General features: G+C 45.9%; 16 protein-coding genes and 1 riboswitch. All 16 genes read right to left on the bottom strand.

Translation table 11 applies throughout. The features are described 5' to 3' along the window. Window positions 1-536: 536 nt before the first annotated feature. Window positions 537-1,346 carry a leucine-rich repeat domain-containing protein gene (locus ACZMB2_RS12620; RefSeq protein ID WP_487597015.1) on the bottom strand — a complete coding sequence of 270 codons (810 nt, stop codon included), beginning with the start codon at window positions 1,344-1,346 and terminating at the stop codon, window positions 537-539. A gap of 129 nt (window positions 1,347-1,475) precedes the next feature. Then, complete coding sequence (locus ACZMB2_RS12615; RefSeq protein ID WP_487597014.1) at window positions 1,476-4,973, bottom strand: SGBP N-terminal domain-containing protein; 3,498 nt, start codon at window positions 4,971-4,973, stop codon at window positions 1,476-1,478. 10 nt (window positions 4,974-4,983) lie between these two features. After that, window positions 4,984-9,039, bottom strand: a complete 4,056-nt coding sequence (locus tag ACZMB2_RS12610) for an SGBP N-terminal domain-containing protein (RefSeq protein WP_487597013.1) — start codon at window positions 9,037-9,039, stop codon at window positions 4,984-4,986. 22 nt (window positions 9,040-9,061) lie between these two features. Next, a complete protein-coding gene (locus ACZMB2_RS12605; RefSeq protein WP_487597012.1) occupies window positions 9,062-10,306 on the bottom strand; it encodes a hypothetical protein in 1,245 nt (414 codons plus the stop codon). A gap of 170 nt (window positions 10,307-10,476) precedes the next feature. After that, on the bottom strand, window positions 10,477-10,965 hold the full coding sequence (locus ACZMB2_RS12600; protein ID WP_487597011.1) for a hypothetical protein: 489 nt from the start codon (window positions 10,963-10,965) through the stop codon (window positions 10,477-10,479). A 15-nt stretch (window positions 10,966-10,980) separates the two neighbouring features. Continuing rightward, window positions 10,981-12,663 (bottom strand): ABC transporter permease, encoded by a 1,683-nt coding sequence (locus ACZMB2_RS12595; protein ID WP_487597010.1) that lies wholly within the window; start codon window positions 12,661-12,663, stop codon window positions 10,981-10,983. After that, the gene (locus ACZMB2_RS12590; protein WP_487597009.1) at window positions 12,656-14,767 is read right to left on the bottom strand and encodes a COG1361 S-layer family protein; all 2,112 of its coding nucleotides are present in this window, start codon (window positions 14,765-14,767) and stop codon (window positions 12,656-12,658) included. The genes ACZMB2_RS12595 and ACZMB2_RS12590 overlap by 8 nt, the downstream gene beginning before the upstream one ends. Then, complete coding sequence (locus ACZMB2_RS12585) at window positions 14,764-15,465, bottom strand: ABC transporter ATP-binding protein (protein ID WP_487597008.1); 702 nt, start codon at window positions 15,463-15,465, stop codon at window positions 14,764-14,766. Before ACZMB2_RS12585 ends, ACZMB2_RS12590 begins: the two co-directional genes overlap by 4 nt. Further along, the gene (locus ACZMB2_RS12580; RefSeq protein ID WP_487597007.1) at window positions 15,462-16,346 is read right to left on the bottom strand and encodes an ECF transporter S component; all 885 of its coding nucleotides are present in this window, start codon (window positions 16,344-16,346) and stop codon (window positions 15,462-15,464) included. The genes ACZMB2_RS12585 and ACZMB2_RS12580 overlap by 4 nt, the downstream gene beginning before the upstream one ends. Continuing rightward, the gene (locus ACZMB2_RS12575) at window positions 16,322-17,986 is read right to left on the bottom strand and encodes an ABC transporter ATP-binding protein (protein WP_487597006.1); all 1,665 of its coding nucleotides are present in this window, start codon (window positions 17,984-17,986) and stop codon (window positions 16,322-16,324) included. Before ACZMB2_RS12575 ends, ACZMB2_RS12580 begins: the two co-directional genes overlap by 25 nt. After that, on the bottom strand, window positions 17,959-18,840 hold the full coding sequence (locus tag ACZMB2_RS12570) for an energy-coupling factor transporter transmembrane component T (RefSeq protein ID WP_487597005.1): 882 nt from the start codon (window positions 18,838-18,840) through the stop codon (window positions 17,959-17,961). Before ACZMB2_RS12570 ends, ACZMB2_RS12575 begins: the two co-directional genes overlap by 28 nt. Window positions 18,841-18,869: 29 nt before the next feature. Further along, window positions 18,870-19,805 (bottom strand): DUF4430 domain-containing protein, encoded by a 936-nt coding sequence (locus tag ACZMB2_RS12565; protein WP_487597004.1) that lies wholly within the window; start codon window positions 19,803-19,805, stop codon window positions 18,870-18,872. A 229-nt stretch (window positions 19,806-20,034) separates the two neighbouring features. Beyond that, entirely contained in the window at window positions 20,035-20,346 is a 312-nt protein-coding gene (locus ACZMB2_RS12560) for a hypothetical protein (RefSeq protein ID WP_487597003.1), read from the bottom strand. Then, the gene (locus tag ACZMB2_RS12555; protein WP_487597002.1) at window positions 20,343-20,714 is read right to left on the bottom strand and encodes a homing endonuclease associated repeat-containing protein; all 372 of its coding nucleotides are present in this window, start codon (window positions 20,712-20,714) and stop codon (window positions 20,343-20,345) included. Before ACZMB2_RS12555 ends, ACZMB2_RS12560 begins: the two co-directional genes overlap by 4 nt. A 1-nt stretch (window position 20,715) precedes the next feature. Next, window positions 20,716-20,899: riboswitch (cobalamin riboswitch) on the bottom strand. 152 nt (window positions 20,900-21,051) lie between these two features. Beyond that, window positions 21,052-22,146 (bottom strand): tyrosine-type recombinase/integrase, encoded by a 1,095-nt coding sequence (locus ACZMB2_RS12550; RefSeq protein WP_487597001.1) that lies wholly within the window; start codon window positions 22,144-22,146, stop codon window positions 21,052-21,054. Window positions 22,147-23,364: 1,218 nt separating this feature from the next. Further along, the gene (locus tag ACZMB2_RS12545; RefSeq protein ID WP_487597016.1) at window positions 23,365-24,363 is read right to left on the bottom strand and encodes a PDDEXK nuclease domain-containing protein; all 999 of its coding nucleotides are present in this window, start codon (window positions 24,361-24,363) and stop codon (window positions 23,365-23,367) included. Window positions 24,364-24,582: the final 219 nt, after the last annotated feature.

Genomic DNA, 24,582 nt, shown 5'->3' with positions numbered 1-24,582 from the left:
GTTTATAAGGGATGGGAGCAAATCACAACCGATTTCGCCCCCATTGGGGCATAAAGCAGGGCTGCCGCCCAGCAAAAAATATTTGCTAGTGCGACAGCCCCATTTTATTGTTCTCGCGGCCGAGCTGTAGAGCTTTTGTTTCCCTGCCTGCGGCCGGGATTAAGTGGAGCTTTCCTTGCTGCCCCGCGGCCGGGACCGTGGGTCTCAGCGCTCAACTTGCTTACTAAAATTCCTGCCATTTTCGAAAAACGTGGAACTCCAGGCCAAGGAAGCCCTTCTCTGACCCATTTCACCTACGAAAGCTTGTTGTGGCGCTGGAAAACAGGAACTGGAGCAGGGGTGGACGTGATATAGACCCACGGCTCCGGCAAGGCAACAAAGGAGGCGCGGCCACGGCCCCGACAGACTTGCAAAAAGGCACATCCACGGCCCCAGCAGCTTTGTCAAAGGGGCGCGTCCACGATCCCGGCAGCTTTAACCAAGGGGGGGGGCGGTCCGCCGCCCCTTTATAAATACTCCACCTCAAAGCCAGATTCCTAACAGTATGCATCCACCTTTGACCCCTGATAACAGCGGATCTTGGCGGATTTATTGATGATCCACGGGCCTATGTATTCGGGATCATGCCGGATCTCGAGGGTGCGGAGGCGGTTGCAACCATGGAACACCCATTTGCCAATATAGCGAATGCTTTCCGGGAGGCAGACTTCGGTCAGTTTCGTGCATTTGAAAAATGCGGACTCTTCCAGCACTTCCAGTGACTCCGGCAGGTGAAGTTCCTCCATGCCACAGAAGTAGAATGCTTCTTTGCCGATGCGTTCCAGTGTCTTCGGAAATTCGATCCGGCTCAGGGATTTGCAGCGGTAAAATGCCCGGTCACCAATGTCGATGACGCTTTCCGGGATTTTGATATATGCCAGGGAGGCACATTCATTGAAGGCGTCCTCTCTTATTTTCAGCAGGAGGCTATTGTCTGCAAAATCCACCTGTCTTAATTTGCGGTCTTCTTTAAATGCGGAGGGCGGGATCTCCGACACTTTAGAGGAAATCTGCATTTCCGACAGATGCGGGCAGGCGGAAAAGCATCCTTCCGACAGATGATTCACACTGTGGGCCATCCGCACCTTCGTCAGTTTTATACATCCCTGAAATGCCCGCATTCCGATTTTCTTCATACCGGGTCCGATCTCCAGGCTCTTCATCTTAGGATTTCCTTTGAAAGCTTCTGCGGCGATCATCTGATATTTCTCAGGGATTGAAACTTCTTCCTGCTTCCTGTATACCACCGCACTTTTCTTGTCCAGCGTCAGCAATGGCCGCTGCGCTGATCCTTTATATTTCATCATATGGCGTTATTTTTCTCCGTTCTTTCCCTCTGCCCTGTCTCTCAGAGCTGATTGCGTAAAGACGACAACACCAGCGGATGCTTTTGCACCCGCTGGATACTGCCATTTCTTTCCGTATATGGTCTGGTTTTACCAGTATTCCGGATAATCGTTATGTTTCTTCAGATCTTTGGCTTTCTTCCACCATGTCTTAGATCCGCTGTGATCCGGGCTTCCATCCACGTTGTTCAGCATGTCATTCCACAGCTGATCAGATTTGGAAGGTCCTTCTACGTAAGCCCGTACCGTATAAGTCTTTGTTGTTCCGTCCTCCAGCGTCAATGTGTAAGTTACCGGTGAAGAAAGATTCACAGTTGCTCCGCTGGCCGGAGAGATGGATTTTGCTCCACTGATGGTAATCACCGGTGCAAGACTGGTAAGATCCGTTCCGTTGGGAAGGGTTACCGTAATCGTGCCTGTGGTGTTATCCACGGTTCCGGATACGCCATTGACTACAAATGCTCCGATCTTTCCGGTGGTTGTCTCCGGCGTCGTTGAAGAATTCTCATCCTCAAAACGGCAGGAAACAGACAATTCATACGCAGGCATGATAAACTGTTTTGTCTTCTCATCAATATGCACTACCTCATACGGAGCGCTGGACTGTGAGTAGATCAAACTGTTTGTCGTCATTTTCTTACCAGAATCCGGAGTAACCGTTACGGTCACTGTCTCTCCTGCTTTTGCTTCTTTCTTATCTACCGTAAGTTTACCACCTGGAAGACTTCCTGTCACATTTACTTTATAAGTCGTCTCCGCTCCTCCAAAAGCCGGAATAGAAATCTTCAATACATCAGAAATCTTCACATTGGTCGAATCATCATCATTCTTCACAACGATATAAAGATCTTTTGCTCCTGCTGTCAGGCTGGTCAACTTAATGGTATTTTCCCGATCCGCATACTTAAACGTAGTACCTGCACCGTTCGTCGGAATATCCGGCTTCGCTTCTCCAGCATCCACAACTGCCCAGTAATAGGTTCCTGCGCTGCTTGAACGGAATCCCACACTGGCTTCCGTGTCACTGACACGCTTCACTGTGCCCGCTGTCAAAGTCGGGCGATCGTCATACTCAATGGCAATAGTATAAGTATTCTTATTCGTACCATTCTCTGCAGTAATGGTAAATGTCTCTTTTCCGCCTTTACCAATTCCATTTGTAATACCGGTCAGCCAACGATCATCTCCATTCTCACCATCACCAAAGCCACCATCCATCTTAGCGGTTGCTGTTTCGGGATAAGTCAGACGAAGCATATACGCACCACCAGTAAGATTTCCTGCTTCTTCCAGGCTCATATCCTTTGCAGAAAGCTTAATCGTAAACGTGGTTCCACTTCTGTTCGCCTGTTTTACCAGAGTACCATCTTGCTTCAGCAGTTCTACTTTGGTCAGCTCGCAATCCGGACTTAAATAAGCCGGATCTACTTCAAATACACCCTGAATCGTCAAAGTTCCAGATGTAATCTTCGGCATTGTAAATGTTGTCTCTTCTGCATTTGCATCTTCAAAAGTAACGCTAACATCAGCCGGACTGGTTACTTTCCATCCTGCAAATTTATAACCGGTCTTCTTCTCTGCCTTCAACGTTACGACGTCCCCATCATAAATCGTATTATCTCCGGATTTAATGCTGGTTCCATCTACACTTGCTGATACTGTACCTTTGTTCTCATCACTTGATGTAAACGTCAATGTACATGCAGTCTTCGCCTCAAAAGAAGCAATGAATGTCATCGATTCCGTCTGATCAGATACTGTAATTTTAGGATAATAATATGCAACTCCTGTCTTCGCATCTGTTGCATCTACCCAATGAATCCCATTTGCATCTGTTTTTGCTATGGAAGCACCTGTTTCATCTACCCATCCAAGGAATCGATTTGCAGCAAAATTAGCACCTCCTAAATCAATATCATATGTTTCTCCTGATCTGCAAAGCTCTGTTATCTTCTGATTCTTTTGAGATGTAGAAGACATCACCCCCACACGTGCATTTCCAAAACTGATATTTCCGACTATTGCATTGCTGATGCCAGCCGTAATGGAGACACCTGTTCGTCTATAAACTGCTTTTATATCCACATCCTGATCTGGCATGGAAAATGTCAAAGTTGAATTTATTTTTTCTGTATCAGAAATAGTAATCGAAGCACTTTCCCAGTGGTCAAACTCATACCCGCAAAAACTTCTATAATCAGGATACATACCCTTGTCTGTTAATGTTATGGTCTGGTTTTCTGTGGCTGTAGACTTTTCTGCTCCATCTACCTTCTTTTCAATGACTGCAAAATCTGTTTCTTCGCCATTCTCCACTATCGGAGTAACCGTAATCTGTCTGGGTTCTGTAGACAAATCATCCTCCAGAAGCACTTCTGAGATCTCAACCTCATCCCGTGGCATTACAAATTCCACGCTATTGCCACTTATAGAATATGTTAGTTCATATTCTTCACTTGAAGAAGCTCCTGTACTTGTCCTTGTGTTATGCTTTGTTTTTATTCCAATCAGTTTCTTTTTTGCCGGTATCCCATTAAACACCACTTTTATACGGCTGTTTTCTGCTACGTTATCAATTACCTTATTCTGTTGAGGAACATCATCAATAGTAATTGCAGGTTCATAATCATGTGTACTTACACCCATTGATAATTTCCAAGGTGTATTAACCATTAATTTATATTCTCTTGTTGAACCTTCTGCATTTTTAATTGTAAAGGAATACCCACCTTTTATTTTTGCCAAAAACTGTTTAACATCATATACCTGTTTATCTTTACCAGCTATGGTTATATTTGCTACATCTTCACCCAGCATACTTGCTCCATATGCCAAGTGTGGCAAAAAAACATCTGCAGTAGCAATTCCGCCAACATTATACTTAGATGTCGTAATTGTAATTATATTATCAGACAAATTTGCCGAGTCAATAAAACTATTTACATAGGTCGCTCTGTTGGCTGATGCAAAAGTATTTTCTTTCCAAGAATCATCAACTGGATCAAGATAATCACTGCACTTAACTTCAACCGGGAAATTTACAACATAGGTCTTGTCATTGTATGTTAAAAGCTGGACAATACCAGTCATATAATTTCCTCGAATTACAGCAAATTTAGCAGGAGTATGATAACTTCCGAAAGTAGAAGCCTCTGTTTTCACTGCAGTACGCAATGTACCATCTGTAGTAGTAAGACTTATTTTATCACTTATCGACGAAATATATGAGCTTCCTAAACCAAGCAGTGACGATTTTTGTCCTTCTTTAATTGTTACAATAATTTTTCCTGAAGTTATACATTTTTTATTTTTCTTTGTATAATCTTGATCCGATTTTTTGTTTGCAGGATTCCAAACATCAGCATTCTCAAAATCAGCTGCTGTAAGCGTATAATTTTCTACTGTAATATCTGCCTTTAAACTGACATTATTTATCGGATTCAATGAAACATCATTTCCATCAGTGATAGTTAGTTCTACCTGCGGTACCGCTTCTTCTGCTTTCACCCCCACTCCTGATAGATTCCAGATCAAACATCCGGCAGCCAGGAGGCTGAACACCGTCAGCCTCTTTCTCCACCTTTTCATTCATTGCCTCCTAATCCCGGACTACCTGATGGTCCGCTACTGTACTGTCATCTTCCACTTTCTCCCAGAGCTGCTGTGATACGCTCTTCTCTAGCGTCACAATGACGGTATATGTATTCGTTTCTGTTCCGTTTGTAACGGTATAGACTCTGGGACTGGTCAAATCCACGACTTCACCCGAAACCGGGCTCACCATGCATCCGCTTCCTACTTCTACCGTCGGTGCCACACAGCTGACATCCGTTCCTTCCGGCAAGGTAATCAAGATCGTTCCCGCTGCATCATCAATGGTTCCTTCCACGCCAAACAAAGTAAAGCTATTGATCTTTGCCGCTGATATGGTCGGTGTATCCGGTTCCTCCGGCGTCACCGGATTGTCATTATTCTTCTTACCAGTCGGATGCTTGCCCTCTGCATCGAAAATATCCACTGCATACACTCTGGTAGCCAGTCCGTTTCCTGATACGGTATAGTTTACCGTCGATGTAAAGTTCTGTGCCACTCCGGATAAAGGACTGCAGACGTTCGTTCCTTCGCCCAGTTCAATCTCTGGCGCCAGGGAACTTACATCGGATTCCGTCGGGACTCCCAACACCTGAATGGTATTGGCAGAGTTGTCAATAACGCCCCTATATGCAATACCATCAATGGTTACCACAAAACTGTCTATGGATGCAGTCTCCTGAGCATCCACCTTGATCCGGTACGTTCTTACATTCTCTTTATCTTCCGATGTTACTTTGATCGTCGTCCAACCGCTCAAATCTATCTTCGTCTTTCCATCCAGAATCTGTTCAGGCTCCGTGGTTGCACCATAAGACAGCGTTCCCTTAATGAAAAGATTCTGCGTATCTACTCCGGCTGCCACACTTAGAAGAATGTCTGTAGTTGCCTCATTTGTAGTTACTTTCCGCGCTGTAATCTCGATATCTCTTAAGATATTTGCATCCTGCAGTTTCAGACTGTCTGCATCCAGATTCGTACCGGATGCCTTAATACCTTCTGCCAGTTTTACTGTTACATAGTATGTTTTTGTGGTCTCTCCGTCCTCCGCACGTACCGTGAACGGCTGTGCTATATTTTCTGCAAATGTAACGGGGAAGCTGGGTGCATCCAGTGTCGCATAGTCTGACAATGTAATTTCCGGCGTCATATTGGTAAGCGGTGTTCCCTTTGGAAGCGTCACGGTAATCTGAGCCCCATTGATCTCCGCCGTCTTTCCTTCCAGTACAAAGCTCTTAATCTCCGCTTCTTTGCTCAACGGCCGGGAAAAATCCTGCTGATGATAGTAAAGCGAATATGGATGTCCTGCCCCGCCATTCTCCAGGAACCCAAGATACCACTGTACGGTATAACATCCCTGATAAGTTGCCATAGAATTCTTCTTCACTGCTACGGTATGTGCAAAATATTCTCCATCTGCATAGTCCAGAAATGCCGTCAGTGCGCTCTTCCCGTTTCCATCAGAAAATCTGGCATCTGTATGACAGTCCACTCCAGCTGCACTCAATGCACAGATAGCCTGCGCCGCACTCTCGCTGCTCTGGTAGCCAAAGCCTCCGAATGTGAAATCCGGCTGCATGGCATCTACTGTGTCTGCCTTCTTGTTTCCGAGGAAGAGATCAATGCCTTCCTCCAGCTTTGCCTTCACTCTCGACCCATAGACCGGATCGTTCTGATAGGGAGCAATGGACTGCATCAGCATTCCTACCATGTCGACGCCAAACCCGTCGGATCCATATTTATGTGTCAGAATGGTTTCCAATAATTTATCCCTTGTCCATACTGCGTTCTTAGGAATCGTATAATTACCCATATCCAGTGCAATTAGGGCAAATATGGGACCATTGATCGTGTAGGATCCGGAATAATTATAGAGATATGCCGTCAAATCCTTAATCGGCTCTCCTTTTGCATTTTTAAAAGGATTATCCTCTGTGGTATAAGCGTCCAGTTTTGATGCATCAATTCCACATGCCGTCAGCATCATAATGGTACGATCCAGATTGGTCATTGCCACACTGGATGTCGTATCCAGTTTCGCCAGTTTTTCTCTTACATGGTTTTCCAGATCTTTTGGTAAAGAACCAGGTGTCTTCTTCTGCGTAACTCCTTTATAAAAGCCAAGGTTCATCCACTCCCAGTCATCCGATGCTTTGGTCTCATATCTGTCAATAATATTATTCCGGAGACTGACCATGGAGTTCTTGTAAGGATTCTCCCCCATGTCTACCAGAACAACAGTGACCCGGTAGGTATTTGTCACTCCATTTTGCGCCGTAACTGTATATTCTACCGGACTGGTTCCGCTGAAATCCACCTCCGCTCCGGAAGCCGGATATACCTCTGCGAACTCTGACACCTGTACTTTCGGCGTCAGTTTCTTCAGATTCGTTCCCTGAGGCACTTCCAGTCGGATTGTTCCCTGATTCTGGTCAATGGTTCCCTGGATACTTCCATATGCGAACGATAGAATCTGATTGGCTCCGGAAATGGGTGTTTCCTTCAATGTCAGCTGATACGTTTTCGTATCCTTATTCTGGGCCTGCACCACATAGGTCAGCATCTGATTAAATGCAAGTGATGCGGGCTTCTGAATCAGAGTGGCATCTTCCGATATCTGTATTTCCGGCGTACATTTAGAGGGATCTGTTCCATAAGGAAGGGTCAGTGTAATCTGATCTCCATTAATGGTCGCCGTCTGATCCCCAATCTTATAGGATAAGATATCACACTCTGCGGAATCTCCCGTCTGAACTGTCAAGGTATAAGAACATTTATACTTATCCAGCATCAGTTCTACCTGCACCGGTTTGCTTAAATCCAACGCTGTTCCTTCTACTTTTCCACCAATCGTTGCCGTCGACGCTGTATGCTTCAATACCGGTGTCAGAGAGGTCAGATTCGTCCCTATCGGCAATGTGAGGCTGATGGTCTGTTCCTCATCATCAATCTGGGCATGATAGATACGCTCGCCTAATGTAATACTCAAATCCTGCACTTTCAGTACCGGATCCCCTCTTTTAACCTCAACAATCCAGGTCTTTCCAAGGTCTTTATCAAACACGTAGCCGCCCGTTCCATTGTACACGGCACCCGTCCATGCAGCATAGGGAGTCAGACGATACAGCAACTGTCCACTCTCAATCGAACCGGCAAACAAGTTGGATTTTACAGAACCATCCGTACTGATCTTTGCCTCTGACGGATCCGGAAGATTGGCGTCTGCAGGAACCGTAAGAGTTACATGGGTTGCTCCATCTATAACCCCCTTATACTCTCCCAGCTGAAATCCCGTCAGTTCCGGGGCAGCAATCCGATCATTTTCAATTTCATCACAATATGCTTCAATACAATCTAAAATCTTGGCTGTCTGATCCGCTTTCAGCAAGCGATCACTGTTCATATCAAACCAGTCAAGATCATCCTTCATCAGTGCCCTCAATGTTTCTTCCGTATAGAGCACTTCATCTTTTCCATAACCAGGGACTTCACTTCCCCTCAGCATTACCCAATAATTATAATTTCTCAGATAAGATACCATCGGCTGATAGGCAGTCTGCAATCCCCCAACTTCCACTTTTCTCTGTTCCACTGCTGTATTCAATTTGTCGAGGAGTGATATCAACCGATCCCTGACTTCCAGCCACCGCGGTGCCAGATCTATCCATTCTTCTTTTTCTTCCTCTGTCCATGGTTCTGAAGCGGAGGCTGGTCTGGCCAGGAGCCATACATGCCCCTGGCGACCATCTTCCGAAGTTACAATATACGGAACAGGAGAAGAAAAATCCGCCTGTTCCGCATCGGAAACAGGAGAAAAAAATGCACGTTTATTATTCTGGGTTGTTTCAAAATTTTCCAATGGCATTATTGAAGATTCTCCATCTTTCAACTGAAAAATCTGCATAATGGTACCTGTTGCTGTAGATGCAATTATTTCATGCCCCAGATAGGACCTGCCATTCGCACATAACCCATCCCATAATGCAAACGATGTAATCGTCTGACTAAGTAATAAAACGATTGCCAACACCAGCAGAAGCAGTTTTTTCCCTGCTTTTTTCATTTATTCCCCTTTCTATTCACAATTACCACGGATGTGTTCCATAGTTAGTGGTAAAGAACCATGCAATTGTAGAACTGTTGGACAGTGTGTAGTCAGCTGCACCTATCGGAGCGGTATACCATTCACTTGGTTTTTTACCAGCTTCATAAGGGTTATCTGTGTACATCCATCCGTCCATACCATTTGCCAGTGTGAACGGGCAGAGTCCATCAATGTACTCCACATAAGTACAGCTTGCACTTACATCCGTTTTTCCACAGGTGAAATAAGCCTTTCCATCTGCCTTTTTCTGCGTGGTGGCAAATTTCAAAAATGCCTGAAGAACATCCATACAGGTAGCACCTTCATCAAATGTCGGATTCGTTGCATACCATGCAGTCTGTGCTGTCTGAATCTCTTTTATCTGTTTACCGATAGTCGTCCAGTCATATCCATCATTCAGTTTTTCTTTTTTCTCCATTGCAGTATTTAATTCTGTAAAATCAATCCAGAAGTTTTCGCTGGTAGCAACAAATCCAGATGTCTGTGCTGCAAAAGTCGCATTGATTGTATAGGTCTTTCCATTGATTGTCAGTTTTTTAGAGGTTGTAGACAGATCTACTGTCTCATTTCCTGTAGAACCACCAGATACTGTATAAGCAACTGTACAGCTATCTGCCGGCGCAGCTACACCTGTCGCACTGATTGCCAGAGACTCACTTGTCCACTCAAGCTTGTTCTCTGCATAATAGCTGTTACCGATACAAGCTCCAGCAGTAATTGTTCTGGTAACATCTGCTGTAGTTCCATTTAAGGTAACAGAAGACACATAACCTGACATTGGATTTTTAACAAGATCAATATCTCCACCCTCAATACCAGCTGCTAAAATATAATTGGTTCCACCAACATTTACATTTAAAGATTTATTAAGTAAATCAGCAGTGAAACTCTCACCTTTTGCCACTCCATCTACAGTAATGTCTTCTACTGTATTTATTGCAACAGTTACATTACTCAAAGTACTTAAAGATGTACTGGTAGGGAACATATATCTGATATAAACATTTGTGGAATCATTATCATCCTTATAAAAGGCTGCCGCATTTCCATTAAGTGTTATACCATCAATGTCTCCATTTGCAGAGCCCAATGAGGTCTCCTTTGTCGGTTTTGCCACCGCGGCATGAGCAGTCATACTTGTCAGGTTTACAGAGAATACCATTGCTACTGCGAGCACTAACGTAAGAATACGTTTAATCGGGTTCAAATTAGATTTTGAACTCATAAATCTATTTTCTCCTTTCGATTTTAAAAAATAATAGTTATCGATCAGTTTATTTTCACCGGAGCAGTGTACTGACCTTTTTTCATCTCTGCTCCTGTCTTCTTAACCCATGGGACTATACCTCCTTCTTTCGTTTTTATGAACATGCTTACATAGCCATAATCATCTGTTTACTGAATATCTATCTGGAACTGGTAGGTTCTTGTTTCCTTTCCATTTGCTATGACGAGACTTGCATTTTCCACTGTCAGGTTCACGACTGGTCTTCCCCCCAGATCATTGAGCAGGCAATTACTCTTGTCTGATACCGTTGCTCCATCTGCCAGTTCCAGATTCAACGTGGTTTTCTCGAAGGAGAAGTCCACAGGGAGGGCTGCTTTGATGATGTAATCATCTGCGCCGTCTGTCGTATCATGCAGGATCGAAGCTTCTGTATCTCCGATGATGATGGAGTGGATGGCCAGAGGATCATTTTCCCCGGAATCACTGGTTTCATCCGTTTCTTCTTCCGTTCCGCTGTCGGTATTTTTCACATGGTTTCCACCTGTCAGGTTTGTTCCCACTCCATAGGCCACTACACCGATGGCAATAAGAGCCAGGATAACGATAAGCAGGAAGAACCGTTTCTCCATTTTCGTCTGTGTTGTCTTCTTTTTCATATCTGACACACTCCTTTACTCGGTACGGATGGCCTCATTCGGGCTGATATTCATAGCCCGTTTTGCCGGAATCCATGCTGCCAGCAGGGCTACCAGTCCTGCGAAGAGGACGCCTCCTGCCATGAGCCACCATGGGAAGATACAGCGGATTCCCTGATCTGCGAAGAGTACCGGAATGATCCGTCCCATGAGGAAGCTTAAGAGTAATCCTGCCACTCCTCCGGTCAGTCCGACCAGAAGTGCTTCCGTCAGGAACATTCTTGCAATATCCGAGAACTCCATACCCATGACTTTCAGAATGCCGACTTCTCTGGTCCGCTCGTTGATGGACATCATCATGGTGTTGGCCACACCGAAGCCTGCGACCAGAAGTGCCATGAGGCCGATGGCTCCCAGCATGCCCTGGATCTGACGGGATTGTTTCTTTACCGCCTCCAGCATGTCATTAAGGGAGGTGGTCTCAAAGCCTGCGTCCTGTACCAGCTTGCAGATCCGTTCCACATCAGATACCTTCTCTGCCTTGATCCAGACCAGATCGTAGGTATCTTTCAGTGCCGGGTTACTGGAACCGCCGCGTGCGCTGCTGGAGCTACTGGAAGAGGTCTGACTTCCTACAGCTGCCCGCTCGGTATCACGGCTATTGGTGGTACTCCGGGTTCCTTGTGTATTGCCGGAAGTGGAACTGCTGTTGGCTGTCGTTCCGGTATTGCTGGTATCTGTGCTGTTTCCTGTTCCGCTATTGGAATTACTGTTCGTATCGGAACTGTTGGTGCTGCTGTTGGTATTACTTTTCGTTCCACTGTTGGTGCTGCTGTTGGTATTACTGTTCGTTCCACTGTTGGTAGTGGAACTGTTATCGGTACTTCCGGAGCTGTTTCCGGAACTGCTTCCTGAGGTACTGGAATTGCTGCTGGAAGCAGAGGTCTGCTTTTCCACTGCATCCTTCCACTCTTTCAGCCGGTCTTTATCGAGAAAGGCGGAAGTTGCGTAGGTATAGTTCAAACTGGAGCAAACGCCTGTAATGTCCAGGTTATAAAAGGTTCCGGACTGGGTAGCCCGTCCTTCCTTGTCGGCGGTCTGCTCACCATTTAAGGTATTGTAATCAAAGGTCAGCTTGATGGGTGAACTCAATGGATCGACCAGAGGATTGCCATCGGCATCCACGGCATCCTCCCAGTTCCGGTTAGGATCCGCGAAGGATTTTGCCAGGTCATCCGTCACCATCAGTTCAGGATGAAGTCTCAACCCCGCCTCCGGCATGGTTCCCTCTACGGGAGTGAGAAGGAAGCTTTCTGCTGTGGAAAGGTCAATGCCATAGAGCTTTGCGATAGCGATATAATTTCCGCTCTTCAGGTAACCGGTGCTCTGTTCCACCGGAGTGACGGCTTCCACGCCATCAATCCCTTTAAAGCTGTTCACTGCCTTATCATTGAGCAATGCACTCTTCTGGCTGTCATTCATCTTGGTCTGGGGCGTGACGTCGATCTTGGTCAGGCTTCCCATGGAAGCAACGCTTTCTTCATAGGATCTTCCATAACCGATACCGACAGAGATCAGCACCACAATACACATGACACCGACGGTCATGGACAGGGCCGTGAGGATGGTTCTGGTCTTGCGCCTCCACAGGTTCACGCATCCGGTGCGGAGGAGATCCCCCGCCCGCATATGCTGAATCCGGAGATCTGATTTATTCATTGTCTTCATCCTCTAAATTAATGATCTGAATTTCGTCCTGATCTTTGTCTGCCTGTGCTTTTTCTTCCGGCGCTCCTTCAGCCTGTGCTTCCTGCTTTTTCTTATATACGAGGAAGTACCATGCCAGCAGGGCACAGATAATAATGAGCAGGATCAGGAAAGTGACCAGCCACCAGGGCAGTCCGCCCTTCTTCTGTACTTCCACATTTTCACTGTCGGCCTGTACAGCGGTCTCATCTACCGCCGGAGCCGTGTCGAGGTCTACATTGACGTTCTGGGTGTACTGCTCGCCGTCTGCGTCCTCATACTGTACGACAAGGGTTCCTGCGTACTGACCGGATTTATTCGGAATGATCTGGATATCTGCATTCAAGGTTCCTGCCGCGAGGATGTCTCCTCCGAAGTAAGCATCCTGCATGCTGATGCCGTTCATGGCTACAATGCTCACATTGTAAGCACGGGAACGTCCCAGATTGACCATGTTCAGGGATACTGCCACCGGCTCGCCCTGTACCGGAGTGCCATAGACCACCGGGGTATCCAGCTGCAGGTTCATGGGCTGCTTAATAGGGATCTGGATGGTGGAAGTGGCACTTCCCTGGACTACATCCTGATTTTCATAGGCCAGCGTAATAGTTGCGGCGCTGGGTCCTACGGAAGCGGATGCCCTTGCGGTGATATGGTACTCAATATCCGTGGTCTGTCCTGCCGGAATGCTGCGGACATAAGCTGCATCGGAATAACCGCTGGTCAGAATCAGAGAATTGGCATCTGCCAGTTTCAGGGTTGCTACGGTTTTATAAATCACATCTTTGGCTGCGTTATTTTTCAGTTTCAACTTCAGGACAACGTCTTTTCCGGCTTCTACGGTCTGCACTTCCTCGTCATCCACATAGAGGCCATAGCTCTCTACCATGAGGGACGGAGCGGATTCCTGTACCCAGCCGTCTTTGACATAGACATAAGCATTGAAGGTACACTCACCGTAAACACCATTTTCTTCGTAACTAGCACGGAAGGTAACGACTTTATTTCCGGTAGTGGCGTAAGGAGAGATCGTCATGGGCCAGTCAACGGTCTGGCGGGTGCCATTTTCCATGGTGCCCAACTCTCTGCCGTAATTGATGTCGGTGGTCACGAAGGGGAAGGTCTCCAAATCTCCGGTGACAACCGGTGCTACGGTCACGTTGGTAAGGGTCTGTCCTTTATTGACGATGGGAATACTCAGAACCACGGTCTCACCCGGTTTTCCGGTGGGTGATGCAATGGCATGGTCTTCTCTTCCTGCAATCTCCAGCGGGCTGATGGCACTGGTAACACCGGACATATTTCCGTTACCTACAACGGTCATGAAGACATTCATAGAGAAGGTAACATCTTCCTGTACATCGGTTCCATTAACGCTGTCTTCTCTCCATACGGTGGCATTCACAGTGAAGTTCACCGGATACACGCCCTCTTTGGCAAACTCGGAGACGGTGAGCTTGTACCATACTTCCGCGGTACTGTTATAACTCATGTCATCCAGATGTTTGGTGGAAGAAGCATCCACTACATTAAATGGCCAGGTATCTTTCGTGGAATCCTTCGGGATGTCCAGACGGATGGTGATATTGCGGAGCAGGTATTTTTCACTTGGCAAGTATTCTCTGTTGACTGCCAGCGGAAGAACTACTTCTACAGTCTGTCCCGGAGCTGCTTTCGGAGACTGTGCACCTGCGTCCATGAGGATCAGGGCATTGGCATTACTCGGAGTCACCTTAATATCTGTGTTCGGCTTTTCCGTGGTAACGGTGTTGCTGCTTCCGTCTTTTTTGTTGTCATCTGCAGCTGCTTTCGTGGTATCATCCGTAGCTGCTTCCGCTGCCGGTGTGCTTTCCGTGTTTTCCGCTGCCGGCGCTGCCTCCGTCTGCGCAGCTGCTTCCACTGGCTGAGCAGCGGTTTTTTCTGCAGGTGCTGTCTCTGTCTGAGCGGCTGCTTCTGTATTTTCCGCCGCCGGTGCTTCTGCCGGAGGGTTGACCTCTGCCGCATAGGCGGTCAGGCTGCCTCCAAGTCCCAGACAGAGGGACAGGGACAGAATCAGTAATCGTTTCTTCATATTCATAACATTCTTTCCTCCCGTAATGTTTGCTGTTCGATCTTTCCGTCCTTTAACCGGATCTCCCGGTCTGTATAGCGGTACATTTCTTCATCATGGCTGACCAGTATAAAGGTCGTCCCCCATTTCCGGAATATCCGTCCCAGGAGTTCCATCACTTCCTGTCCGGTTCTGGAATCCAGGTTTCCGGTTGGCTCGTCTGCGAAGACGATGGACGGGCCCGTTACAATGGCGCGGGCAATGCCGATCCGCTGCTGCTGTCCACCGGACAGCTCTGTTGGTTTATGTAAGGCGTGATCACGAAGTCCTACCAGATCAAGGATCTCCATAGCACGTTCTTTTCGTTCTTTTAGTGGGATTCCCCGGATCTGCAGGGGCATAGCCACATTCTCCCATGCGCTGAACTGAGGAAGCAGGTTGTAGGACTGGAACACGAATCCGATGTGTGCCCGCCGGAAACGGCTCCGTTCTTTTTCATTCAGCTGTTCCAGATGCTGCCCCAGAATCTCAATTTCCCCGGCTGTGGGGCTTTCCAGTCCCGCCAGCAGACTTAGAAGGGTTGATTTACCGGAACCACTCCGTCCGCTGATGCAGAGGAACTCTCCCTTTTCTACCTGCAGGTTAATCCCATCCACTGCATGGATGGTGGAATCTCCTACCTGATAAAGCTTCTCTGCCTGTCTTGTTTCGATGATTGGTTTCATAGTGTTCCTTCCTCCTCATGTCTGCCCGGAGGCATCACATAGGATCGTTCTTCCCCTGTCAGTCCGAATTTTCGTTTAATCCGTAATAATTTTCGAATCCATGCTTCCCCCACGAAGTACAGCACCAGCATGGTGCAGATGCCATGACTCAGATCGAAGAAAAAGCTGGATACATAAGCTGCTGCCACGGTCTGCCAGGTCAGGGGTCTGACATAACCGATGATGTAGAAGAGGTTCATCACCCACCCATAAGCAAATCCGGATGCCAGTCCATAGATACAGAGGCGGATGGGTTTCCTTCGTTTTCCATTCTTCTGTGGCTGTTCTTTTCCTATGGGGCCAAATATTCCTGCTTTTACCAGCAGTCCCGCCACGAATCCGATGCACCCCCAGCAGAACATCTGCCACGGAGTCCATGGTCCCTGTCCAAACAGGAAGTTACTGACGAATCCTGCCAACGCTCCGGTGAGGTATCCGGCCTCCGGTCCGAAGGCTGCCGCCGTGATAATGATGATGGCACTGACTGGTTTAAAGTTCGGTAAAGGAATCAGCGCAAATGCGGTTCTTCCCACCACGCACAGGGCTGCCATCAGTGCAATGGGAACCAGTTCCCGTGCCTGTGCCCGATGTCCGTCAGGCCCTCTCTTCCGGTCAAAGACCAGATAGAAGGGCAGTGCCGATACAAGCAAAAACAAAAACGCCAGCATCACATCACTGTTCTGTATTAAGGTATCCCGGAAGGTCCACTCGGACTTGATATGGAGCGCCGGGCGGTGGTTCATGAACCATGCATAGGCCAGTAATAATACCGGAAGTACCAACGTGATGATGGCTGCCGCCATCTTTGTCCGCCTGCTTACGAAGACGCCGCTTTTCTGCATGCAGCAATCACCTCCTCGCAGGTAATGGCTTCCGGAATGCAGTCACCTGCAATAAGTCCGGCAGAGGTGGTATAGAACCGGTTACCGCTAAAGAAAGCATGCGGTTCTTCCTCTGATACGATCTGTCCGTCAAAGAGCAACGCACACCGGTCGGCATAGGCCGCGGCGAATTCCAGATCATGGGTGACCAGCAGAATAGAAATGCCCTCCCTGCAGAGTTCTTTCAGATACCCTGCCAGATCTCCTTTGAGACCTGCATCCAGTCCCTTGGTGGGTTCGTCGAGCAGAAGAAGATCTGCATCTCTTAATAAGAGTTTTCCAATGGCTGCTCTTTGCAGCTCTCCACCACTTAAATCATAGGGATGGGCATAAATCTTGTCCGACAGGTTCATCCTTGCCGCCATGGTCTTTGCCTTTTCTTCATTCCCATCTGCGCTGTCCATGAGGTCTTCCCACAAGGTATCTGTGGTAAAGAGTGCTTTGGGACTCTGGGGCAGCATGGCCAGCCGTCTGCCTTTTTCCATTTTGACTTTTCCTCTCAGGGGTTTGGAGACACCTGAAAGCAGTTTTAACAAGGTGCTTTTGCCGGAACCATTTCCGCCCAGCAGGGCGGTCAGTTCCCCTTCCCCGACGGATAAGGATAATCCTCTTAACACATCGGGACTTTTTTCCTGATATCGGAACCAGAGCTCCTTCGCTTCCAGCACCGTCTTGTGTTTCTGCGATTCCTTCGTCGGAATCTTTTTATCGGGAAGTATATGAATATGAGTATTTTCAAGCAATTTCGGAAGCGCATTTCTTGCCTCCCGGATGCTGATGGGGGTCTTCTCCTCCGTCGGATACAACCCCTCCTGTCTCAGTCCACTGAAGATCCGGACTGCCCCGGGTAACCCCGGATAGATTCTTGATATGTTCTTTGATGAATCTGTCAGATTTCTTGATAATTTCTCTGCCACCCATTGCGGAGTATCCAGAAACTGTATCTGGCCTTTCTCCATGAGCAGGACTCGATCTGCAGTCTGAAAGACTTCTTCCAGACGGTGCTCACAGATGATCACTGCCACTCCCAATTCCCGGTTAATCCGGGAAACCATCTGCAAGAGATTCTGAGATGCCAGCGGGTCCAGCATACTGGTTGGCTCATCCAGAACCAGAAGTTCCGGATTCATGGCCATAATGGATGCCAGATTGAGCATCTGCTTCTGTCCGCCGGACAGTTCGTAAGTTTTCTTATGGAACCAGTCCTCCATGCCGAAGAAGCTCGCCATCTCGCTGACCCTGCGTCGGATCGCGGAGGTGGGAAGCGCCATATTTTCAAGGCCAAAAGCCAGCTCGTGCCAGACAAAATCCGTCACAATCTGATTGTCCGGGTCCTGCTGGACAAATCCGATCTTTACGGCCGTCTCTTCCGGCGACATCCCGTGTACATTTTTGTCATGAAAATATACAGTTCCTTCCCTTGCTCCTGCAGGAGTCAGTTCCGGCTTTATCTGCCTGAGAAGAGTCGTCTTTCCGCAGCCGGATTCGCCGCAGATCACCAGATATTCTCCTTTGTCTATGGAAAAGCTGATCTCATCCAATGCCCTTGTCCTGGCATCCGGATAAGCAAAGCTTAACTTGTCAATCCGTAAGAACGCCATCTTACTGCCTCCTTGCCTTCCAGGATGGTCGGCAGGCATACAAGCACTGCAAAGATACAGTACATAAAAATGCCGCTCTCCCCCGTAATCACCACATCCATGCGTGGGTAGAATTCCATGGTGCCATGCCCGAAAGCTCTGGCAATGATGCACATGCCTCCCAAGATCAGAATACCTGTTAAGAATCTGGCATCTCTGGAATCAAAATGGAACAGATGGAAGGTCGTCCTTCTTTTCAGGCCATACCCTCTTGCTTTCATGGAATCTGCCTGTTCCACTGCATTTTCCACGCTCCATCCAATGAGAGTGGATGTATGGCGAATGGCTGTATGTAATTTCGCCATACTTCCTTTTTTCTGCTCCCGCAGCATCTCCTGTCCCTGCCGGATGTCTGATAGCTGATTCTGCAGTTTGGGAATCAACTGCAGTGTCATGGTAATCAGAAGCGACGTTGCCGGTGCTATCTTTCCAAAGAGATAAAGGAATTTATCACTGGTCATAATCTCCTGATAACAGGCAAACCACAGAATCAGTGCTCCCAGTGAAAGTCCTGCTGTGATTCCATAGCAGATAGCTTCCAATGTAATCCACTGATCCATGAACATTCCAAGGAGCGTCACCCCTCGGTGGTTCACAAGCGGATTGGCGATTGCAATTAGCAGAAACATGGGACCTACGAATCGCAGGATTCCCACTACCTTACGCCTGCCGCCCAGCATCCACAGGAAGAGGATGGCCCCCACTGCGGAAATAAGCAGCATCACCGGGTGCATACAGGCCAGTGTCATACCGATCACCAGCACAAAGTACAGGAAGATGCACACCGGATGAAGGTGTTCAAAGTATTTTGTCATTTCATTCCCTCGTTGTTGTCTGTCAGTTATCAGTCATGATTGTCTTTCCATTCTTTGCCGTATCCATTGGGATCTCCATTTTCCAGATCACACCCTAAGTCACAGGTGTAATTCCACTCGATGACATCCCCACTTTTCACTACATACTGACCGCAGCCGTAATTGGGATACCATCCATTCACACAATACATCCAGCCGGACCAGCGGCCACCGTCGAACTCATACAGGTTGTTGATACCCTGAATATACTGACCACCATTGGTTCCCGTATATTCCATCTGCAGTTTGTAAGTATCCCTTATCGTGCAAAGAAGATCGAATACGGTTTCACCCTCCTCAAATTCCATCGTAGTTACCGGAAGGATACATCCGCTGGACGGTACGATGCCGGCCCATTTGGCTTCCTTGTCCATGCCGTTATTGACAGCTGTATCACATCGAATGGTGAAGGTTACGGTGTTTTTCTTCACTGTAGTCGGATTTTTCTTATTATCCTCGTTCTTATCAGTTCCAGAATCCGGAATGGGAGCTTCGTTCTTTTTTTCTTCTTCCCTTGATGGAGCTTTCTGATCGTTTCCATCGGTCTCCTGCTCCGGAACTGTCTGTTTCTGTTCGGCTTCCGTCTCTTTCTTCTTCTCTGTATTGGCGCTCTCTGTCAGTCCATACAGACCTCTTAAGCCGCTCTCCTCTTCTGTATTATTATTGGCAGAAGCGACTTCTGTTGCATGACGGCCGGACTGTTTCTTATCAGCGGATAATTTTCCTTTCAGCCACGCCATCACCCCGGTGCTTTCCGGTGTAACTTCTTCCTCGGTGACCTCTCCATCTTCCCCGACGTAATCAATATCCAGTTTGCCGGAGCTTCCGAAACCGCCGATATCATCAACGCCGCAGCCGACAGTACTCATAAGTACCGTTGCCAGCATCAATGCTATGACTGACTTTTTTAACCATTTCCTTTTCATTTTGTTTTCCCTCCCTTGAAAATGGGTAATAAAAAAGGCAACGGAAAATACAGACCCATTGATAGGATCCCTCCGTTACCTTCGGTGTAATGTCACTGTGTGTTCGACATGAAATTCTTCAGCGAATTCCTTACCCTTATCAGGCTGCTTCTCTATCGTCCGACTATTACGGTGCCACATCATGTTCAGGAGTTCCGCCTGACTTGATATTGATTCAGCCTTTATATTTTTATTGATTCATTTCTTCTTTTTTCTTCTTCTCTGCTGCTTCTGTCCGCAACATCACCTGACTTTTATCATTGAGTGATGGCAGTCCGCATGCTTCCAATACATCTTTCCATAATCGGAAACGCTGCTTCAACGCTTCCTGATTGGGGATGTCTGCTTTACTGGGTGAATATCCATGCTCGATGTAATACTGCTTCACCGTCTGGAGCAATGCAATATCGCTCTCCGTCAATGGATTTCCCGACTGCCAGAACAGATCTTTATGATTGATTCTTCTTTTTGCCTTTTTCCAGCTCTGATTATCCTGACTCATTTGGGATTACCCACTCGCTTTCCCCACTCTATTGCATCCTGACGTCTTCTCATGCAATCAGGATCATTCAATATAGGTAATCCAGCAACTGTGAGAACATTTTTCCATATACCAAACCGTCGTTTCAATGCTGTACTGTTCGGCATATCTTTTTGTGATGGTGAATATCCATGCTTTTCATAATAACGGATCAGCAAATCCAACATCTTATGATCATCTTCTGTCAGCGGATCACCTTTTTTCCATCGCTGCACCTGATCCTGTTTTAACTTATTTCCAGTTTTGCTTTTCTTAGGATCTTCTCTTCTCACCTTTTCCCCTTCGCCCATCAAAAATGAATCTTTGACGTGCCTCCAAAGATATTCCATGATATATCAACTAGTAAATGCTGTATTCTGACTTAGACCTTCCTGCCTACTCGTCGCCCTTCTCAGTTGCCCAATGGTTATTGCGACTTTCGTAGATCATTACAGCAGGGATAAAAACTGTAGCAGATTCTCACTGCTTTCCCAGAACCGGATTCGATTCTGACTCATTTACTTTATTTGATATCAGTATTGATTTATTCTGCCTTAAAGTGGATATACTAAGTATTAACAATGCAATACATCCTAGAATATACCCATCTAAGAATGAATCCGGTTTTGGACTGTAAAACAGCATGTTTCAGCTTTTTCTGACCAGAATTTTGACGGCTGACAGATCTTATGACATACACAGGCTGCTGATCTGAGACTTCTTGTATTCCATGGATGGATGTACATATCTGTCTAATGTAATCTTCACGGAGGAGTGACCAAGAAGTTCACTGAGCACTTTGATATCCATCCCGGACTCTATGCACCGGGTAGCGAAAGTATGCCGCAACGTGTGAAACTTAAAATCCCGCAACCCATGAGTCTTGCAAAATTTCTTGAACCATGAAGTCATCGTCCGAGGTTCTACGGGTTTAAGATTGCCTGACAATACAAAATCAGCATCTGAATGCAGTTTCTTTTTCTCTTCCAGCCAGCTTCTCAATTGAGGATGAATGGGAATCGTTCTTTCTTTATGATTTTTCGGTGTATCAAGAAGTAATCTTGTCTTTCCCAGCTTTGCGACCTGCTCCGGTAGATTTTGGATGCGCTGCAATGTATACCGAATATGAAGAACCCCTTCTTCTGTATCAATATCCTGCCATCGGAGTGCACACAATTCGCCGAGGCGAATACCTTCAAAAAGAGCAATCAGGATTCCAAGGGCGGTTGTATCCCGATTATTCATACAGCTGTGAACCAGAATGGCTGACTCGGAATTGGTCAGAACTTCGATCTGCTTTGCTTTATCTTTTATCTTTTTTTGTTTCGGAACAATATGCAAACTACCCGGAGCCTGCGCCAGACAATTTTTTAAAATGGTATTCACTGTTTGGATAGAACTTTCCGACAGTGAATTTTTTAACTGCAAAATCAAATTTTTATAGAGTTCTTCATCAATCTCCGTGATCGTTCTGTATCCCCACGCTGGAATAATATAGCGCTCAAGATAGTTCTGGTATTTCATTCGTGTAGAATGTTTCCAGTCAGCACTGTTTTCAGAAATCCATTTCAATGAAGCCTCGTAAAATGTGATAGGGTCTTCAGTGACAGGTGGATGAATCACCATCTCAATTTCATAATCTTTCTTGCGTTGAAGAGCCTGACAACAGGTCGGAGCATAAAATGATTTGTATAAAATCTTTCCTTCCGCAGTCCGACCAGTGATAATTCTTGCTTCCCAACGACCATCTTTTCTCTTGTATACATTCTGTCCTTTCTTCATACATTTCCCTTTCCGGAGTTTCCCTGATGACCAGTTTTCTGACGGTTTATATCGCACATATCTGTGCAAAATAAGAAAAATACCTATATAATAAGAACGTCTGAGCAATCAATTTTTGACAAATTGCCCAAAAACAATTGACAAAACAACCGGATACATATATTATTCATAGTAAAGAATGCTTCTTAGATGGGTATATTCTAGGATTTTTCTTAATATTAATTGCTATGCTCCACTTGTTGGGGAATCCCCCAATCCCCGGAAACTCATCTTTCGATGAGGCCACGCTTCGGCATCTGTTGTTCTTCATTCAGAAATGTTCTTGTGATTTCCTGTGCGAGTTGAAATTTTTTCATTTCCGATCTTACTTCCCTGTATTCGCGATACCATTCTTTCTTTTGTTCCAACACTTTTGTATATTCTTCTGTAAGTTCTTTGCATCATATACACTTTTTGTTTTGGAATGAATGTTAATCAGCATCTGGAACGTTTTCGGATTTTCTTTTTTGAATGTCACCCCGGAAAATCTCACTTTTGGAGATTTTATCCATTTTTATGCATTTTATTATTCAAGCTTTTAATTTTTTATGTGCAGGCAGGTTGACAAATCTATCTGCTCCACATATAATGATTCCAGAATCATAAAAACCTTTGGTTTTTGTAAGGACGGCGTTGCGACGGCGTTCTATTTTTTTGCTTAAATACAAAATAAAAAGCCCGAAAATCCAGTCAACTGGACTCTCGGGCTTTTTAACACCTGGCAACTTACGAAACAATGAACATTGCCAATCTATTTCTTAACTCTTCCATCAGGCAGAATGGTGCCGCTACAACTTTCCCCACAAGTTTTAACAGAAACATAAGCAAATCCTCCTCTTTTTCCTTCATTAACAAAAGTATAAAAAAGAGTTTCTCACAACGCAAGTTTGTTTTGGATATTGATACATAAAACATCCCATAAATGAAAAAGTCCCACCGGGTTGCGCATGAAAAATCAGAGGCGTGGTGGGTTCTGTTATTATCATAATACAACTTTTATTGTGGCTGTCAAGATTCCTTTTCTAAAAAAGAATACAAGCTCCCACTGATTATCTTCTTTCATTTTCTCAGTTACAGACTCAGCTTTTTGCATCTGATTGATGATGATCTGTAATCTGTCCTACGCTTGCTCATTTATATCTGCAAGGTAAGTCCAGAGTCTGATAATTAGCCAGTAACTCATTTAATCCGTTTCTGAATCTCTTCAACAGATGGCAGCTGCTTTTCCAGATTATCCGGCAAACTACTGGTTATTTTGTATTCGCTTACACCAATCGGCTTTGAAATATCCTTGAGTGAATATTCTGCGACCACATTATTTTTGTTTTTGCACAGAAGCAAACCAATGGACGGATTATCCTGCTCTTTCTTCAAAATGCCATCCACGGCTGACAGATAAAAGTTTAGCTGACCAGCATATTCCGGCTTAAAATCTCCGGTTTTCAATTCGATAACTACATAACAGCGGAGATTCAGGTTGTAGAACAACAAATCAATGTAAAAATCATCACCGCCCACATTCAGGTGATACTGATTTCCCAAAAATGCAAATCCTGTTCCAAGCTCCAGAAGAAGCTTTGTGACATCCCGAACCAGTGCCTGCTCAATATCCCGTTCCAGCATATCTTCTCTGAAAGGAATAAAATCAAAGACGTATGGGTCTTTCATAGTCTGTACTGCTAATTCACTTTGCGGAGACGGTAAGTGGTGCTCAAAATTTGTGACCTTATCTGCCAGAACCTGCCGCTGATACAAGTTGCTTTCAATCTGATGGACAAGAACATTTCGAGACCAGCCGTTTTCCGCTGACTTTTTAATATACCATTTACGTTCATCCATATCAGCGACCTTATCCAGAAGAACTATATTGTGACCCCATGGAATTTGTGCAACAACCTGTTGCACAAATTCTCGGTCTGGATAAATCTCTGCGAATTTTGCCATATACTTCAAATTACGAACAGAATATCCTTTGCTTTCTGGAAAAGCAATTCGAATATCTGCTGCAAGGTTATCAATAAACTTGTTTCCCCATGATTTATGTTCATTGATCACGCAACCAATATCATAATAGAGAAGCAGCATATCTGCATTCACATGAACTGCCGCACGATATTGTGCCGCAGTAATTTCACTCTTAATATTTTCAATAATGGAAAGATACTCAGCCGTATTCATTAACATACTCATCGCCTCGCTTTCACGTAATTCCTATCATTATTTTCTCTATATAAGATGCTCATATATAATTTTTAAATAATTCAGGTAACCACATGAGCACAGATAACATTTCTGTAGTGAACCTCACATGACTAGAAGTCACATGCTTCTCAGCCGCTTTAAGCGGCAAGACTAAATATCGGCGGATACGCCTGTAACTTAGTTGCACAGATATGT

It is taken from the genome of Hominiventricola sp. (assembly GCF_057604405.1).
Note: the sequence above shows the minus strand (reverse complement) of the source record. Positions and strands in the feature narration are given on the sequence as shown.